Genomic DNA, 16574 nt, shown 5'->3' on the forward strand with positions numbered 1-16574 from the left:
TTTGCCAGTTGTGGTCGTGACGCACTCCTCTATACAACCCCGGTAACCCTGTGCACCACGCGTGGTGCGCAGGTCTCCCTGGAGAATGGAGGATTTCCTGATGCGTCTACGCCTGATGCTGACCCTGGGTTCGCTCCCGCTGCTGGGGATGGCCTCGCCCGCTGCACACGCGGCTTGTACCTTCTCACCCGGCCCGGGTAACGACACCTACACCTGTGACAGCGGCACTGCGCCCTCGCTGGTGGACACCAGCGGTGATAACCGCCTGGTATTCCCGGCATCCGGTAGCGGCGCCATCACCGGCGACGTAACCTTCGGCGCCGGCAGAGACAGCATCGACATGGCCTCTGGCAGCGTCGGCGGAAACGTCAACCAAGGCGCTGGCATCGATGACTTCGCCATGAGCGGCGGCGTCATCGAAGGCAACCTCAACCAGGGTGATGGCCTGGACACCTTTCACATGACCGGTGGCTGGATCAAGGGCACGTTCGACAGCGGCGACTATGCCGAAATGGACGACGGGCGTATCGGCAACGTCAACATGCGGCTGGACGAGAACACCTTCATCATGCGTGGCGGCAGCGTCGACCGGAACGTCATCGCGGCCTTCGACAAGGACTACATCGAAGTCTTCGAGGGCAACATCGGCGGCAACATCAGCGTCAGCGGTGGCGACGACCAGGTGCTGGTGCACGGTGGCCAGGTTGGCGGCGATGTGTTGCTGAGCACTGGCAGCGACCGCTTCACCTGGGACGGTGGCCGTATTGGCGGGCGCGTGGATGCCGGGCCAGGTGATGACACGGCACTGCTCAAAGGCCTTACGCCCGAGGTGCTGAGTATCACGTTGGACGGCGGCGAAGGTAACGACAGCCTGACGTTCGATGCCAGCCAGCCGGCAGGCGGTGCCCACTATGTGAACTGGGAGCGCGTGGCGCTGAACAACGGCAGCCGGCTGGCACTGGATGACACGCTGGTACTGGGCGACAGTGACAGCAGCACGGGCAGCCTCACCCTCGACGCCAGCAGCAGCATCACTTCACGCCAAGGGGTGATCACTGCGTTTGCCCCAGGCCAGCGCGCCGCAATCAGCAACGCAGGCACACTTGACCTCACCGCCGGCAATGATGCCATGGGCCGCTTGCGCATCGAGGGCGATTACACCGGCAACAACGGCACCCTGCGCCTGAACAGCGTGCTGGCCGGCGATGGCGCTGCTTCCGATCGCCTGGTGGTCAGCCGCGGCGCCATCGCCGGCTCTACCCAGGTGCTCATCAACAACCTCAACGGCGCAGGTGCGGCGACAGCGCAGAACGGCATCCAGGTGGTCGAAGCCCGTGACGGCGCCACCAGCACGGCCACCGCCTTTGTACAGACCCAAAGGCTGTCGGCCGGTGCCTACGACTATCGGCTGTTCAAAGGGGGCGTCACTGCCGGCAGTGAAAACAGCTGGTACCTGCGCTCGACGCTGGTTGCGCCACCCGCTCCAGCCCCTGTGCCGGCACCGGGCGAGCCGCCGGTGATCGCCCCGGCCGTCACCCCGCCCGTCGCTGCGCCAGCGCCCGGCCAGGCCGAGCTGCCTGCGCCGGTGCAGGGCCAAAGCCTGCCGCTGTACCGCCCCGAGGTCCCGGTGTATGCCGCCGCGCCACGGGGTGCCGCGATCATCGCCCGTCAGGCATTGGGCACCTTCCACCAACGCCAGGGCGACCAGCTGTTACTGCAGGGTGAAAGCGCCCTGCCAGCCAGCTGGGGGCAAGCCTACAGCGGCACGCTGCGCCAGCAATGGAGCGGCACGGTCAGCCCGAGCCTGGATGGCGACCTCTACGGTTTCAAGGTGGGCCAGGACCTGTATGCCAAGGTTGGCGAGAACGGTTACCGCCAGCATGTCGGTATCTACGTAAGCCATAGCCGCCTGGACGCCGACGTCAAAGGGTTTGCCCTGGCCGTTCACGACCGCAGGGTGGGCGACCTGAAGCTCGATGGCGATAGCGTGGGCACCTACTGGACGCTGGTCGGGCCACAGGGCGCGTACCTGGACGCGGTGTTGCAGTACACCCGCCTGGATGGCCGCGCCCGCTCCGATCGTGGCGACACGCTGAACCTCGACGGCCACGCCTGGACAGCTTCACTGGAATTGGGCTACCCCATCACCCTGTCCGAGCGCTGGCGCGTGGAACCGCAAGCTCAGCTGATTGCGCAAAAGGTCGCGCTGGACAGCGCCAGCGACAGCGTCTCGCGCATCAGTCATGACGCCCAGGTCGAGCTGACCGGCCGCCTGGGCCTGCGCCTGGAGGGTGCGTTCACGGGGAGCAGCGGGCGCCTGTTGCAGCCCTATGCGCAGGTCAACCTGTGGCACGGCGACGGTGGGCGCGACACCTTGACCTTCGATGACGCAGACAGGATCAAGACCGATTACCGCTATACCTCAGTGCAACTGGAAAGCGGTGTGGTAGCGCAGGTCAACGAAGCGCTGAGCCTGCATGGCGGCGTGCAGTACACCGCCAACCTGGACAGCCGCCAGCAGGAAGCCAGCGGCGTTAACCTGGGCGTGCGCTGGCAGTTCTAGCGGCGCGCAGCCAGCAGACCGAGGCCCGCGCAACCCAGCAAGGACGCGCTGACCCGGTTGAACATCCGGCGTGGGCCGGGCTGGCTGAACCAACGCTGCATGTAGGCGCCCAGGCCTGAGTAGATGGCGATGGCCGCCCATTCCAGCAGCAGGAACAACACACCCAGCCAAAGGAACTGCTCACTCACCGGGGTGCTGCTACCGACCGATACGAACTGCGGCAGGAAGGCGGTAAAGATCAGGATGGCCTTGGGGTTGCCGGCCGCCACCCAGAACTCCTGGCGCGCCAGGCGCCAAGTGCCGCCTGGGTGATCGCTTGCCACCACGGCCTCGCTCACGGGTGCGCGCCACAGTTGCCAGGCGATGTAGAACAGGTAGGCCGCGCCCACCACCTTGATGGCCAGGAACAGGTATTCGCTGGTATGCAACACCACTGCCAGGCCCATCGCTGCCAGGGCAATCATGCCGCAGAAGGCAAGGATCCGGCCGGCGCCGGCCACGCAGGCGGTGCGCAGGCCGTAACGGCTGGCGTTGTGCAGCGACAACAGGTTGTTTGGCCCTGGCGCCATGTTCAAGGCGAAGCAGGCGGGGATGAAAAGCAGCAGGCTTGAAAGGTCCATTCTCGTTTTCCTCTGACAACAGCCCTCTATTTCGGCGCGTTCCGGGTCCTGCGGTCAAGTAACAGCCAGCGATAAAAACTGTACGGGTGCACGGTACCTGCTACCCTGCCGGCAATACCGAGGAGCCTGTAATGCCCCGTTCCCACGCCGCCCTGTGGCGCGATCCGGCCCTGGCACATGTCGAGAGCCGGCGCGCCTGCCACAGCCGGGCCTGCTACAAGGCCCACAGCCACCCGACGTTTTCCATCGGTGCGGTGGATGCTGGCCGCAGCCATTTCACCGGGGCTGCCGACGGGCAGCAACACTTGGCGCCCGGCACGCTGGTACTGGTTCCGGCCCACCGCGTGCATGCCTGCAACCCGGCCCCCGGCCTGGCGTGGAGCTATCAGATGCTGCATGTGGATGCCGACTGGCTGACGCAGTTACGCCTGGAGTCGGGCCTTGGCGGAATCGAAGCTGGCGAACCGGTGCGCATCTGCAGGGAGGCCGAGGTATATCGGCAGTTCTGCGCGCTGAACAGGTTACTGTTTTCCAGTGCCTGCAATGGCGAGAAAGATGCGGCGCTGATTGCCTTTCTGGGGGACCTGGACTTTTCCGCGCACCCACCGCTGGCAGCGGCCCCCGCCCTGCAAGCCGCCACCTTGAACGGGTTGCTTGCACGCATCGAACACCAGGACCCTGCGCAATTGAGCCTGGAGGTGTTGGCGCGGGAGGCCGGGCTGGGGCGCTATCAGCTGATCCGCGCGTTTCGTGCGGCTACCGGGTTCACGCCGCATGCCTACCTGCTCAATGCCCGGGTCAATCGTGGGCGGCAGCTATTGAGTGAAGGGCTGGCCCTGGCGGAAGTGGCCTACCAGCTTGGCTTTGCTGACCAGAGCCATTTCCAGCGGGTGTTCAAGGCCCATGTGGGGGTTACACCGGGGCAGTACCGCGGAAACTGAAGGCTGCTGCAGGTGCAATATTGTTCAATACGCCAGAACGGGCCCGGCAGCAGACTGCGGTTTTTTCCGTAGAGCAGCCCCTAATGCAACAATTCATGATCATCGCCCTGGCCCACTTCCTTGCCCTGCTCTCACCTGGCCCGGACTTTTTCCTGGTCGCACGCAACGCGATCAGCAGCGGCTGGCGCATCGCCAGCGGCGCCTGTTTGGGCATAGCGCTGGCCAATGGCGCGTTCATCGTCATCGCCTTCACCGGGCTTTCGGTACTGCAGCAGGGCAGCCTGCTGTTCAGCGCCCTGCAACTGGCCGGCGCCAGCTACCTGCTGTACATCGGCGTGCTGTTCCTGCGCCATGCCGGGCAAACCAGCCTGGGCACAGTCGCCGGCAGCCAGCGGGTGCATGGCTGGTGGCGCAGTTTGGGCATGGGCTTCTTGTCTGGCATCCTCAACCCCAAGAACGCACTGTTCTATGCCAGCCTGGCCAGCATGGTCGCCAGCGTCAGCCCCGGCTGGAAAACAGCCTACGCGCTATGGATGTTCAGCATCGTCCTGCTATGGGACTTGCTGGTTGCCGTGGCCATCGGCAACCAGCGGGTACTGCGGCGCTTCGCCAGCAGCCTGGCGTGGCTGGAGCGGGCCTCGGGGGTCATGCTGGTGATGTTGGCGGGGGCGTTGTTGCTGCATCTGGCTCGGGGCTGACCCGTTGCAAGGTGCGCATGTCGACCAAGGTGAAATGGCCGCTGGCCCAGCCCCCCGTGTCCAGGTGCCACACATTGCCCAGCAGCTTGGCCTCCAACACCGGGGTGTGGCCGACCAGCAGGGCTCGCAGGCCCTGCACCGGTTGGGTGTCCCCCTCTTTCAGGCGCCGACGTGACCACTGGCACACTTGGCGCACGTCAGGGTCGTCATCCAGTTCCAGCCAGGAGCGTAAGACTGTCCAGTCGGCAAACGGGCTGTCTGCATGCAGCAGGCCTACCAGCCCGTCCGCACTCTCCACTTCCATGGCAATCGGCAACTGCTCGAAACGCTCCACGAAACGCAGTTGCTCGCGCCGCGGCAAGTCGAGGAACCAACCACCCCCGGCGGCGCGGTACATGCCCAGGTCGAGCCGCCCACCGCGCACGCGGGTGATTGCCAAGGCCTCATGATTGCCCTGGACGGCATGGAACCAAGGCTGGGCCAGCCATTCCAGCGCGGCTTCGCTGTGCGGCCCACGGTCGACCAGGTCACCCACGCTGAACAGGCGGTCCACCGCCGGATCGAAACCTACCGCATCCAGGCATTGTTGCAGGCGCTGGAAGTGGCCATGGATATCGCCCACGGCCAGATCCCGTCCCCGGATATTGGCGATCATCCGCCGAAACCGTGCCATTACAGTGTTCCTCCGCTGGTAGCACCCTGCCCGCCTTCATGCGGGCCGTGCTCATGGCGCTGTCACTGGACAGCATGGCACAAGGTACCGTGGCTGCGCAGGTCGGGGGGGCGTTTTGCTGCGCATCCCAGGCTTCCTGAAAAACCCTTCACTGGAACAGGCGTTGGTGCCGATAGTATGCTCGGCACGTCAATCTTCACCAGGGAATGGTTCTGATGAAACTGTGCGCCGTACAACTGGCGTCGCTCAAGGGCGATTTGCCAGGCAACCTCCAGCGCCATCTGGTTTGCATCGAGCAGGCTGCGGCCCTGGGTGCCGAACTGGTGGTGTTCCCCGAGCTGTCGCTGACCGGCTATGAGCCGAGTGTGGCGCGACAGGCCGCCCTGCCCGTCACCTCCGCGCGCCTGGACCCGCTGCAGGCAGCCTGCGACCGCTTGGGCATTACGGTTGCCGTGGGCCTGCCATTGCCGACGCCCGACGGCATACGCATCGGCATGCCCATCTTCTGCCCAGAGGCGCCGCGCCAGGCCTATGCCAAGCAGCGCTTGCATGATGATGAGCTGCCTTACTTCACCCCAGGTGATCAGGCATTGCTGCTGGAGGTGGGTGAACACCGGGTGGCACCGGCGATCTGCTACGAATCGATGTTCCTGGCGCATGCCGCCGTGGCCCGCGAGCGCGGTGCCGACCTGTACCTGGTCAGCGTTGCGAAAACCGCCAAGGGTATCCGCGAGGGATATGCGCACTACCCAGAGGTGGCACGCGAGCTGGGCATGCCGGTATTGATGGCCAACTGCGTGGGGCCGGCCGACACCTTCATCGGTGCCGGCGGTTCTGCAGCATGGGACAGCCAGGGGCACTTGCTGGCCAGCCTGGATGACCACAGTGAAGGGCTGATCGTACTCGACACCCGCAGTGCCAGCGCGATCACCCTGCCCTTGAACCTGCACCCTGCATGATCTATCTGTTTCTAGCGTTACTGAGTTACGCCTGCACCTACTGTCTGGTCGGTTTGCTGATTCAGGGTCAACTTGCCGATGTGGCCGAGGGATTGCGCCATCGGCCCGATGCGCCTACGCCCGGCGAGTACCTGCGTGAGGTCGGGCCCCGCGCACGTCAGGCCCGGCGGCAATACACCCTGATCGCCGGTTCGGTGCTGGCCGTGCTGGCCTGCCTGATCGCCAGCGGGTTCGGTTGACGCCTTACAGGTCCAGCGCCAGGCTTTGCCGCCCTTCCAGCGCCAACAGATACTGCTTGGCCGCCAGGCCACCGGCAAAGCCGGTCAGGCTGCCCGACGCGCCGATTACCCGGTGACAGGGAGCGATGATCGAAATCGGGTTGCGGCCATTGGCAGCGCCAACCGCGCGTACCGCCCTGGGGTTGCCGAGCTGCCGGGCAATGTCGCTGTAGCTGCGGGTTTCGCCGAACGGTATCGCCAGCAATGCGGCCCACACCTGGCGCTGGAACTCAGTACCGGCAAAGTCCAGCGCCAGCTCGAAACGCTGGCGCTTGCCGTCAAAGTACTCGCCCAGCTGGCGAGCGGTTTCCCGCAATACCGGGCACTGGTCGTCCCGGTGCAGTGCGCCCAGGCGTACGCGGTTTTCCCGCTCCTCTTCCCACAATACGGCTGCCAGGCAATTGCCACGGGCCACAAGGGTCAGCATACCGACGGGCGATGGCATGATCGTGAATGCGCTGGACATAGCCGGCTCCTGCAAGTTGCGACCGCCCAACTGTACGCATCCACAGTCTTTCATGCACCCGCTTTCTTGCTCAGGTAACTGCGCAGCCAGCAATGTGCCGCGCCTGGCTGAGCGTGACCTTGGGTATCAGCTCAGCGGGAATGCGTGATGTTGCCGACAGGTTGTAGACGTGGAAATGCTCGCTGACCACTTCCCTGGCCATCAGCTTCAACGACGGCAGGATGCGGCTGTCCCAATGCTGGTCGAGTCCGCACGGCGAAGACGGGCCCTGGCCGTCCTCGTAAAAGCGCCCGACGCTCTGGTCGAGGTCTACCCCCACCAGCAACACGTCCTCGAAGCCCAGGTGATAGGCCAACTGCAAGGCCACATAAGCCACCGTGCGGGCATCAAAAAAGCCATGGGCCATGTCTTTACTGAAGGCAATCGAGCGGCTGCGTTTGCTCCACAGTGCCCGGTTGCACACGCAACTGTCACCATGGCCGCGCAAACCGTCCAGCAGGCTCGGCATGTCGGCTTTGTGCAAGGCATAACACTGGGTGTGGGCTGGCACATCGGCACGCGCATACTGCTCAGGCCACAGGGCCAGGCGTTCGCTGTCGCGCACGGCAGTGGCGAACAAGGCCGGCTGTTGCTGGCAAAAGCTTTTGTCGGTGCACACGTAGAAGAAGGGTTTGATGCCGTGTTCGGCGGTCATGGCGACCGACCCGTTCATGGCGATGATGGGCAAGTGCGCAAACTCGCCCAGCGGAAAATGTTTGGCAGAAGCCCCGGAGGCAAGGATCACCACGGGGCCCTGCTGGGAATTGCGACACGCCTCGAAACCGGAGAACGCCCCGCGTTCAGCGCTTGGCTGCGACGGAAGTGTGTTCATCAATGGCATCTTTAACTGGACAGTACAAACCACAATACTGATCCGTGTATATGCCGTGGCCGCTTTTACCTAACTTTACCTGGGTGAACTCAAGTCAACCGCCATTCCCTTGTTTGGCGGGGTTTTGGGGCTGCTGAGCGCGCGGGCAAAGCCCCCGCCAGCAACAAGATGGGGCGCAAGGCGCCCCCAGGCATCGCAAGCCACTTCTATATTGCAGTCTGGCGAATGCGTTTCTTGTCGATCTTGCCGACACTGGTCTTGGGGATCTCGTCCACACACCGCACCTGCCGCGGTATCGCCCATTTGGCCAGGTGCCCGCTGTCAACATACGGCTGCAGGTGCCTGGCCAATGCCGGCTGGTCCAACTGCACACCGTCATGACAGACCACCAAGGCCAAAGGTTGTTCCCCCCACTGTGGATCAGGAATACCGATTACCGCGACCGAGGCGACGGACGGGTGCTGGCTGATCAGGTTTTCCAGCGCCACCGAACTGACCCACTCGCCACCGGTCTTGATCACGTCCTTGATGCGATCGCGGATGCGCACCACGCCCAGCGAGTCGATACAGGCCAGGTCACCGGTGTGCATCCAGCCCCCCAGCCACAGCGCCGCGCCTTGCTCCGGTTCGTGCAGGTAACCCTGGGTCAGCCAAGGCGCGCGCACCACGATTTCGCCCAGGCTTGCGCCATCGTGCGGTACTTCCCTGCCCTCGCTATCGACGATACGCAGGTCCACCAAGGCAATCGGCACACCGGCATCGATGCGCAGCGGCAGTTGCTGCGCCATGGGCTGTGCCAGCAAGTCGGTGCTCAGGTGGGTGATGCTGAGCAGCGGGCAGCTTTCCGACATGCCGTAGCCACAATGCACACTGATGCCGCGCCCGCTGGCACGCTGGGCCAGGCTCAGCGTCAGGGCGCTGCCGCCCAGCAGCATCTTCCAGCCGGTCAGGTCGGTGCAGCGCCCTTGCTCGCTGTCGAGCATCATCTGCAGCACCGTCGGCACGCAATGGGAGAACGTCACCCCCTCGTCATGGAACAGGCGCACCAGGCGGTTGGGCTCGTAGCGCCCGGGGTAGACCTGCTTGATGCCCAGCGCCGTGGCCACATAGGGCACGCCCCAGGCATGCACGTGGAACATGGGCGTGATCGGCATGTACACATCGCCGGTGCGCAGCAGCGCTACCTCGCCACACGCGGCCAAGGTGCCCTGCTCGACCAGGGTATGCAGCACCAGTTGCCGGTGGCTGAAGTACACACCCTTGGGGTTGCCGGTGGTACCGCTGGTGTAGAACAGTGTGGCCAGCGAGTTTTCGTCGAAGTCGGCAAATTCGAACTGTGGCGCTGCAGCCGCCAGCATGGCTTCGTATTCGCCCAGCAAAGGCACTGTCTGCGCGGCAGCATCGCCGTCGCTGAGGCGGATGATGCCCTCGACTGCCGGCAGGTCGGCGCATAGCTGCTGCATCAATGGCAGGAAGTCGTCATGCACCAGTACCCACCGATCCTCGGCGTGGTTCATGGTGTAGCGCACCTGCTCGCTGGACAGCCGCACGTTCACCGTATGCAACACCGCGCCCAGCATTGGTACGGCAAAGAAACATTCCAGTGCCCGGTGGCTGTCCCAGTCGAGCAATGCCACCGTGTCGCCAGGCTTGACCCCGGCCGTGGTCAGCACGTTGGCCAGCCGTTGGATGCGTTCCAGCAACGTGGTGTAGGTGTAGCGCAGCTTGTCGGCGTAGACGATTTCCTGGTTGGGCTGGTAGCGCACACCCGACAGCAGCAGGCGTTTGATCAGCAACGGATACGCATAGGCCTGCTCGGCCCGGGGCATGACGCGAGTGGTGAGCATGTTGGCGGCCATCACAGTTGCTCGGCCTCGAGCAGGTACAGGCTATCGCTGCCGGCCCTGACACTGGCGCTGAGCGAGTGGATGCGTGGTAGCAGGCGTGCAAAGTAGAAGCGCGCGGTACCGAGCTTGCTGAGGTGGAACGGCTCAGGTACCGCCTGGCCCTGGCACACCACGGCCATACGCGCCCACAGGTAGGCGTAGAAGGTGTAGCCAAACACGTGCAGGTACTCCACCGCCGCCGCGCCAAGCTCGCGCGGGTTGCCTTGGCTGCGGTCGAGCAGCCAGGCACTCAGTTCGTCAAGGTTGTGCACGGCAGCCAGCAGTGGCGCACTGAACTCGGCGTGCGCCACTGGCAGCGCCTGGGCAAAGCTGACGATTTCGTCAGATAGGCCACGGTAGGCCTTGCCGCCATCACCAAATAGCTTGCGCCCTACCAGGTCGAGCGCCTGGATGCCATTGGTGCCTTCGTAGATCTGGGTAATGCGGCAGTCACGAATCAACTGCTCCTGGCCCCACTCGCGGATATAGCCGTGACCACCCAGCACCTGCTGGCCGTGCAGGGTAGTCTCCAGTCCCATGTCGGTGAGGAAGGCTTTGGCGACCGGCGTAAGCAACGCCACCTTGGCCTCGGCATTGGCGCGTGTAGCCGGGTCGTCGCTGTATTTGGCCATGTCCAACTGCAACGCCACGTAGGTGGAAAATGCCCGCCCGCCCTCGTTCAGCGCTTTCATGGTCAGTAGCATGCGGCGTACGTCCGGGTGGACGATGATCGGGTCGGCATACTGCGACGGCGCTTCAACACCCGACGGCGCGCGGCCTTGCAGACGATCACGGGCATAGGCGATGGCTCCCTGATAAGACCGCTCGCCCAGCGCCAACCCCTGGATACCAACGCCCAGGCGCTCGTAGTTCATCATGGTGAACATGGCATTGAGGCCCTTGTTCGGCTCGCCGACCAGGTAGCCGATGGCGCCGTCGAAGTTCATCACGCAGGTGGCCGAGGCCTTGATGCCCATCTTGTGCTCGATCGAGCCGCAGCTCACTGCGTTGGCCTCGCCAAGCACGCCGTCGGCGTCGACCAGCACCTTGGGCACCAGGAACAGCGAGATGCCTTTGGGGCCGGCCGGTGCATCCGGTAGCCGCGCCAGCACCAGGTGGATGATGTTCTCGGTCAGGTCCTGCTCGCCGCCAGTGATGAAGACCTTGGTGCCGCTGATGCGGTAGCCGCCGTCGGCGAGGGGTTGTGCCCGGGTGCGGATCAGGCCCAGGTCGGTGCCGGCGTGGGGCTCGGTCAGGCACATCGAACCGGCCCAACGCCCTTGGTACATGGGTGGCAGGTACAGCGCCTGCAAAGCCTCACTGGCATGGTTGAGCAGTGCCAGGCAGGCCCCGGCGGTCAGCATCGGGTACAGGCCAAACGACAGGTTGGCGGCATTGAGCATCTCTTCGAGTTGGGCGCCGATCACCTTCGGCATGCCCATGCCGCCGTAGGCCGGGTCCCCGGCCACACCGACCCAGCCGTCAGCGGCAAATGCCCGGTAGGCATCGGCGAAACCGTCGGGCGTGCGTACCTGGCCAGCCTCCCAGCGGCAGCCCTGCTCGTCGCCACTGCGGTTGAGCGGCGCCACTCGCTCGGCAATCAGCTTGCCGGCCTGCTCGAGTATGGCCCGGGCAGTGTCACCATCGACCACCTCGGCCAGTATGGGCGTTTGCGCCCACCAGGTCGGGATGTCGAACACTTCGTTGAACAGAAAATCCATGTCGCGCAGTGGCGCAAGGTAATCAGACATGAGGCGAGCACTCGGTTTCTTGGGTTTGCGAAAGCGCCGGCGCCTGGGCCTCGGCAGCTGCCGAGGCGCCCTGGCCGCGCAGGAGGAAGTGCGACAACGCGGGTATCAGCACCAGCGCGCCGAGCATGTTCCACAGGAACATGAAGGTCAGCAGCAGGCCCATGTCGGCCTGGAACTTGATTGGCGACCAGGCCCAGCCGGCTACGCCAGCGGCCAAGGTGATACCGACCAGCCCCACCACCCGACCGGTGAAGGCCAGGGCTTTCTGGTAGGCGTGGGCCAGGCTCAGGCCGGCGCGCTGGTAGTGCAACTGCACGCTGAGCAGGTACAGCGCGTAGTCCACGCCAATGCCCACCCCCAGGGCGATCACCGGCAAGGTGGCGACCTTGACGCCGATGCCCATGGCCACCATCAACGCCTCGCACAGCACCGAGGTAAGCATCAGCGGCAGGACTGCCACCAGCGTCGCTCGCCAGCTGCGGAAGGTGACCAGGCAGAACAGGGTCACCGCCAGGTACACCAGCAACAGCATGCGGTGGTTGGCCTCGCGCACCACCTCGTTGGTGGCGGCCTCGATGCCGGCGCTGCCGGCGGCCAGCAGGAACTGGTGGTCAGCACTGCTGTTGGCCTGGGCGAAACGCTCAGCCGCTACAGCCACCTGGGCCAGCGTGTCGGCGCGGTGGTCCTTGAGGTAGGCGATCACCGGCATCAGCGAACAGTCGTTGTTGAACAGCTCCGGGGCGTTGACCGAGGCTTGCTGGGCGGCGTAGTTGAGCACGTCCTGGTTGCGCTGCAGGCTGTTGAGGCGCGCGTTGCCTTCGTAGGTACCCGCAGTGATCTGGCGCACCGCGTTTGCCAGCGACACGGTGGTCTGCACACCCGGCAGTTGCTGCAGCTCCCAGGCCAGGCGGTCGGCGAGGATCAGTGTCTGGTATTGCAGGCAGCCTTCGGGGGCCGTCTTGACCATGACCGCGAAGGTATCGCTGGACAGTGCGTAGTGCTGGGTGATGTAAGCGTTGTCGAGGTTGTAGCGCGAGTCCGCACGCAGCTCGGGGGCGCCACTGTCGAGGTCGCCGATCTTCAGCTGGAGGCTACCCCAGGTGCCTAGGGCGGCCAACGCCAGGGCAGCCAGCAGTGCAGCACTGGCCCACTTGCGTTCGGTGAATCGGTCAAGCAGCGCCCACAGCCGGCCGAAGCCACGGTGCTGATCCGCGCGAGCATCGATACGTAGCGCTCGCTCGGCAGCCTTGCGGCCCACACCGACATAGGACAGCGCCACCGGCATCAACAGCAACGAGGTAAAAATCAGCACTGCCACACCAATGCTGGCGGTGATTGCCAGGTCCTGAATCACCGGAATATCGATCAGCATCAGCACCGCAAAGCCCACGGCATCGGCCAGCAGTGCGGTGACCCCGGCCACGAACAGGCGGCGGAAGGTATAGCGGGCGGCAATCTGCCGGTGCGTACCGCGGCCTATGTCCTGAAGGATGCCGTTCATCTTCTGCGCCGCGTGCGACACGCCGATGGCAAAGATCAGGAACGGCACCAGGATCGAATACGGGTCGATGGCATAGCCCAGCCAGGCGACGATACCCAGCTGCCATACCACCGCAGTCAGCGAACACACCACCACCAGCAAGGTGCTGCGCACACAGCGGGTATAGCAGTAGATGATCACCAGGCTGGTCAGCACAGCCAGCGCAAAGAACGCCATCACCTGGATCAGGCCGTCGATCAGGTCACCCATCAGCTTGGCGAAGCCGATCACATGAATGCGGTACTGGCCGCTGGCCTGGTACTGACTGCGCAACTGTTCGAGCTTTTGCGAAAAGGCATGGTAGTCCAGGCCTTTGCCGGTGGCTGAGTCCTGGTCCAGCAGCGGCACCACCAGCATGCTCGACTTGAAGTCGCGCGCTACCAGGCTGCCGACGATGTTGGCACGCTCGATGTTCTGCCTTAGCTGTTCGATATCACCGGCTGCGCCTTGATACCCGTCAGGCATGACCGGGCCGCCCTGGAAACCCTCCTCGGTTACCTCGGTCCATCGCACCGCCGGGCTCCACAAGGACTTCACCCATGCCCGGTCCACGCCTTGGCTGAGGAACAGTTCGTCGTTGATATGGCGCAGGGTCTGCAGGTAACCCGGGTCAAAGATATCGCCGTGGGTGTTCTCTACCACCACCCGGACCGCATTGCCCAATCCGCGCAGCGAAGCGCGGTTTTCCAGGTAGTTCTGTATGTAGGGGTGGCTCTGCGGCAGCATCTTGTCAAAGCTGGGGCGCAGCTCCAGGCGCGTCGCCGCCATGAAGCCCAGCACCAAGGTTGCCAGCAGCATGCACAGAAGAAATGGCCAGCGATGGTTGAACACCAGGCGTTCCAGGCAATTGCCCGAGCGTGGGTCGAAATCGGCGAGGTTGCGGATTACCGGAAGCGTATCTTGGCGGGTAGCGGCCATCAGGGTCTTCTCTTGTCAGGGGTGCTGCGTGGGGTTACCGGCCTGGTTGCGCACGCCACGCTCGCCCACCAGCACCAGGCCGTTACCGGCATCGCTGACGAGTGCGGTGACTGGGCTGCGGGGGCTGTGGGCTACCGGGCTGAAGCTGGCGCCGTCATCACGGCTGAGCAGCAGGTCACCGGCCTGGCTGGCAAGCCACAGCTGCCCATCAGGGTCGATACCGGCGGCGGTGAGGCTGGTGTTGATCCCTGTGTCGATCAGTTGCCACTGCTGGCCGCCATCGGTACTGCGATAGACGTGGCCGCGCAGGCCGTATATCAGCAGCACGCCGGGCTTGCCGACGGCACCGAACAGGGTGCCGGCGTAGGGTGTGCCAACGCGAGCGAAGCGCTTGCCGTCCCACTTCAGCAACAGGCCCTGCTCGCCCGTGATGAACAGCTCGTCGCCCACCGCGGCCAGGCTGGTCAGGTGCAGGCCTTGCGGGTTGTCGCTGTGGTCGAGCCACGGCTGCCAGTGCTTGCCGCCATCCGTGGTGCGAAGCAGCAGGTTGAACACCCCCACCGCGTAACCCGTGCGGGTATCGCTGAACCACACGTCGAGCAAGGCATTGTCGGTGCCCGCGCCTGGCAGCTGTTCGGCCAGTACCCGGCCGTCCAGCTGTTTTTGCCAGTGCATGCCACCGTCACGGCTGTGCAGGACCACACCGTCATGGCCCACCGCCCAGCCCAGCTCGGGCGTGGCGAAGCTCACTGCATTCAGGTCGGCGCTGACCGGCACCTGGGCTTGCTGCCAGTGCGCGCCGTGGTCATCGGAATACAGGATGTGCCCGCGCGGACCGACCACGACCAGGCGTTGCCCGGCCAAGGTCACATCACGCAGGGCGCTGCTGCTGGCAAGGGCGCTGGGCATGGCGGGCACATCCAGCACATCGGTGAATGGCGCTGCCTGGGCCGCGCCATGCAGCGCAACCAGGGCCAGCATCACCACGCTGCATCGTTTGAAGACAGGCATTGGAACCTCTGCTCCGTGCGTTTAGCGAATGCCGTTGCCGGCCAGCGAATCGGGCGACCATTGGGTTTTCGACAACGGGTCGATGTAACGGATGCCGCCGTAGGCACCGACCACGCCATTGAGGTTGTAGGTGCCGCCGATGAGGTCGTAGATCATGAACGGCGTGGCGTCCGGGGTCTGCTTGTCATAGCTCTGGGTGAGGAAGGCGAACGAACCCCGGTACAGCTGGCCACGGGCGTCGTACTGGTCCGAGGCCAGCGCGATCCAGCTGTCCTCATCAAGGTAGAAGCGGCGCTTGTGGTAGATGTGACGCGCGCCGTCCTTGAGCTTGCCTTCCACCACCCACACGCGGTGTTTTTCCCAGCGTACAAACTGCGGCGCCAGGTGATTGGGGGTGATCAACTGCTTGACGTCGGTGTTGTAGGTCAGCCGGTAGGTGTTGTAAGGCACATACATTTCCTGCTTGCCGACCAGGGTCCAGTCGTAGCGGTCCAGCGCGCCGTTGAAGACGAACACGTCATCGTAAGTGCCAGAGCCGGAGGTGCCCGGGTTGGGCGTGTCGTAGGCCAGGTTAGGCGCCAGCTTGACCCGGCGCTGGCCCGGCAGGTACTGCCAGGCGCTGCGCGGTTGCACCAACGGGTTGGCAGCGTCGCGCAGCATCATTGCTTCACCGGCACGGCGTGCGGGCCCGGTGTACACCAGTTTCATCTGGTAGTAGGTGTCCTTGGCGCCGATCGGCTTGGTCATGTCCTCATAGATCGGGTAACTGATGTGCGCCTGGCCGGTGGTCGACAATGACGGTTTGCCGGCAGCATCGACGTTCCAGGAGTCGTACTTGGCGGTCATGCTCACGCCCTGGTAGCGCAGCAGGAAGTTCCACATGGCCTCGGCGCCGTTCTGCGGAATGGGGAACGGAATGCCCGGCAGCACGTTGTCCACTGCGCTGCCGCCCTCCTGGCTTCTGGCGCCGGTGGCGTTCTTGCGGGTGTTGTCCAGCACCGCCTGCGGCAGCGCGACGCTGCGGTGAGTCGGGTACACGTCAACGTGGTAGCTGGGGTAGCGCTTGAGCAGTTCGAGGGTAGTGGCGGTCAGTTGCCCCTTGTACTGATCGGCATTCTTGCCATCGATGACCAGCAATGGCTTCTCGTTGGCAAACGGGTCGGGGCGCATGCTGGCGCCGCTCTGATAGCTGGCCGGCGGGGTAAGCAGGCCGCCTTGGTAGGCCGGGATGGAGCCGTCGGCATTGCCGGCCTTTTCGGCGCCGAGGGTGGTCAGGTTGTTGCCCAGGTGTGCAGCCTGGTCAGGAGAAACGGCAGCCTGGGCGGCGTTGAGCGCGGCCAGCGACAGGCACGAGGCCAGCAGGGTACGTACGAAGATCATGATGATTGTCTTCCTGTGT

At 64.5% G+C, this 16574-nt stretch carries 14 protein-coding genes; 5 read left to right on the forward strand and 9 right to left on the reverse strand.

What is annotated here, in order from left to right:
* Window positions 1-85: 85 nt before the first annotated feature.
* A complete protein-coding gene (locus N5D53_RS08530; protein WP_104961780.1) occupies window positions 86-2563 on the forward strand; it encodes an autotransporter outer membrane beta-barrel domain-containing protein in 2478 nt (825 codons plus the stop codon).
* Here the strand turns inward: N5D53_RS08530 and N5D53_RS08535 are convergent.
* Complete coding sequence (locus tag N5D53_RS08535) at window positions 2560-3183, reverse strand: LysE family translocator (protein ID WP_003248288.1); 624 nt, start codon at window positions 3181-3183, stop codon at window positions 2560-2562. The genes N5D53_RS08530 and N5D53_RS08535 overlap by 4 nt on opposite strands.
* Before the next feature lie 131 nt (window positions 3184-3314).
* Between N5D53_RS08535 and N5D53_RS08540 the strand changes: the two genes are divergently transcribed.
* Window positions 3315-4124 (forward strand): AraC family transcriptional regulator, encoded by an 810-nt coding sequence (locus N5D53_RS08540; RefSeq protein WP_104961781.1) that lies wholly within the window; start codon window positions 3315-3317, stop codon window positions 4122-4124.
* A gap of 83 nt (window positions 4125-4207) precedes the next feature.
* The gene (locus N5D53_RS08545; protein WP_020192416.1) at window positions 4208-4822 is read left to right on the forward strand and encodes a LysE family translocator; all 615 of its coding nucleotides are present in this window, start codon (window positions 4208-4210) and stop codon (window positions 4820-4822) included.
* Here the strand turns inward: N5D53_RS08545 and N5D53_RS08550 are convergent.
* Complete coding sequence (locus N5D53_RS08550; protein WP_104961782.1) at window positions 4770-5495, reverse strand: serine/threonine protein phosphatase; 726 nt, start codon at window positions 5493-5495, stop codon at window positions 4770-4772. The two genes, N5D53_RS08545 and N5D53_RS08550, sit on opposite strands and share 53 nt — an antisense overlap.
* 215 nt (window positions 5496-5710) lie before the next feature.
* Between N5D53_RS08550 and N5D53_RS08555 the strand changes: the two genes are divergently transcribed.
* Together N5D53_RS08555 and N5D53_RS08560 are read left to right on the forward strand one after the other, a co-directional pair.
* Window positions 5711-6454, forward strand: a complete 744-nt coding sequence (locus N5D53_RS08555) for a carbon-nitrogen hydrolase family protein (protein ID WP_104961783.1) — start codon at window positions 5711-5713, stop codon at window positions 6452-6454.
* Complete coding sequence (locus N5D53_RS08560) at window positions 6451-6693, forward strand: hypothetical protein (protein ID WP_010953917.1); 243 nt, start codon at window positions 6451-6453, stop codon at window positions 6691-6693. Before N5D53_RS08555 ends, N5D53_RS08560 begins: the two co-directional genes overlap by 4 nt.
* 4 nt (window positions 6694-6697) lie before the next feature.
* Here N5D53_RS08560 and N5D53_RS08565 read toward each other — a convergent pair whose 3' ends face one another.
* The 7 genes from N5D53_RS08565 to N5D53_RS08595 form a co-directional block, all read right to left on the reverse strand.
* Window positions 6698-7198, reverse strand: coding sequence for a methylated-DNA--[protein]-cysteine S-methyltransferase (locus N5D53_RS08565; RefSeq protein WP_004576657.1), 501 nt, complete (start codon window positions 7196-7198; stop codon window positions 6698-6700).
* Window positions 7199-7268: 70 nt separating this feature from the next.
* The gene (locus N5D53_RS08570) at window positions 7269-8069 is read right to left on the reverse strand and encodes a lipopolysaccharide biosynthesis protein (protein WP_190869289.1); all 801 of its coding nucleotides are present in this window, start codon (window positions 8067-8069) and stop codon (window positions 7269-7271) included.
* Window positions 8070-8275: 206 nt separating this feature from the next.
* A complete protein-coding gene (locus tag N5D53_RS08575; RefSeq protein WP_104961785.1) occupies window positions 8276-9928 on the reverse strand; it encodes a fatty acid--CoA ligase in 1653 nt (550 codons plus the stop codon).
* Window positions 9928-11706, reverse strand: coding sequence for an acyl-CoA dehydrogenase C-terminal domain-containing protein (locus N5D53_RS08580; RefSeq protein WP_190869290.1), 1779 nt, complete (start codon window positions 11704-11706; stop codon window positions 9928-9930). The genes N5D53_RS08575 and N5D53_RS08580 overlap by 1 nt, the downstream gene beginning before the upstream one ends.
* Window positions 11699-14164, reverse strand: a complete 2466-nt coding sequence (locus N5D53_RS08585; protein WP_279840188.1) for an MMPL family transporter — start codon at window positions 14162-14164, stop codon at window positions 11699-11701. The genes N5D53_RS08580 and N5D53_RS08585 overlap by 8 nt, the downstream gene beginning before the upstream one ends.
* Window positions 14165-14179: 15 nt before the next feature.
* A complete protein-coding gene (locus N5D53_RS08590) occupies window positions 14180-15175 on the reverse strand; it encodes a YCF48-related protein (RefSeq protein WP_104887567.1) in 996 nt (331 codons plus the stop codon).
* Between the two features lie 21 nt (window positions 15176-15196).
* A complete protein-coding gene (locus N5D53_RS08595; protein WP_104887566.1) occupies window positions 15197-16555 on the reverse strand; it encodes a DUF1329 domain-containing protein in 1359 nt (452 codons plus the stop codon).
* Window positions 16556-16574: the final 19 nt, after the last annotated feature.

It is taken from the genome of Pseudomonas sp. GD03862, from assembly GCF_029840855.1.
Taxonomy (GTDB): domain Bacteria; phylum Pseudomonadota; class Gammaproteobacteria; order Pseudomonadales; family Pseudomonadaceae; genus Aquipseudomonas; species Aquipseudomonas alloputida.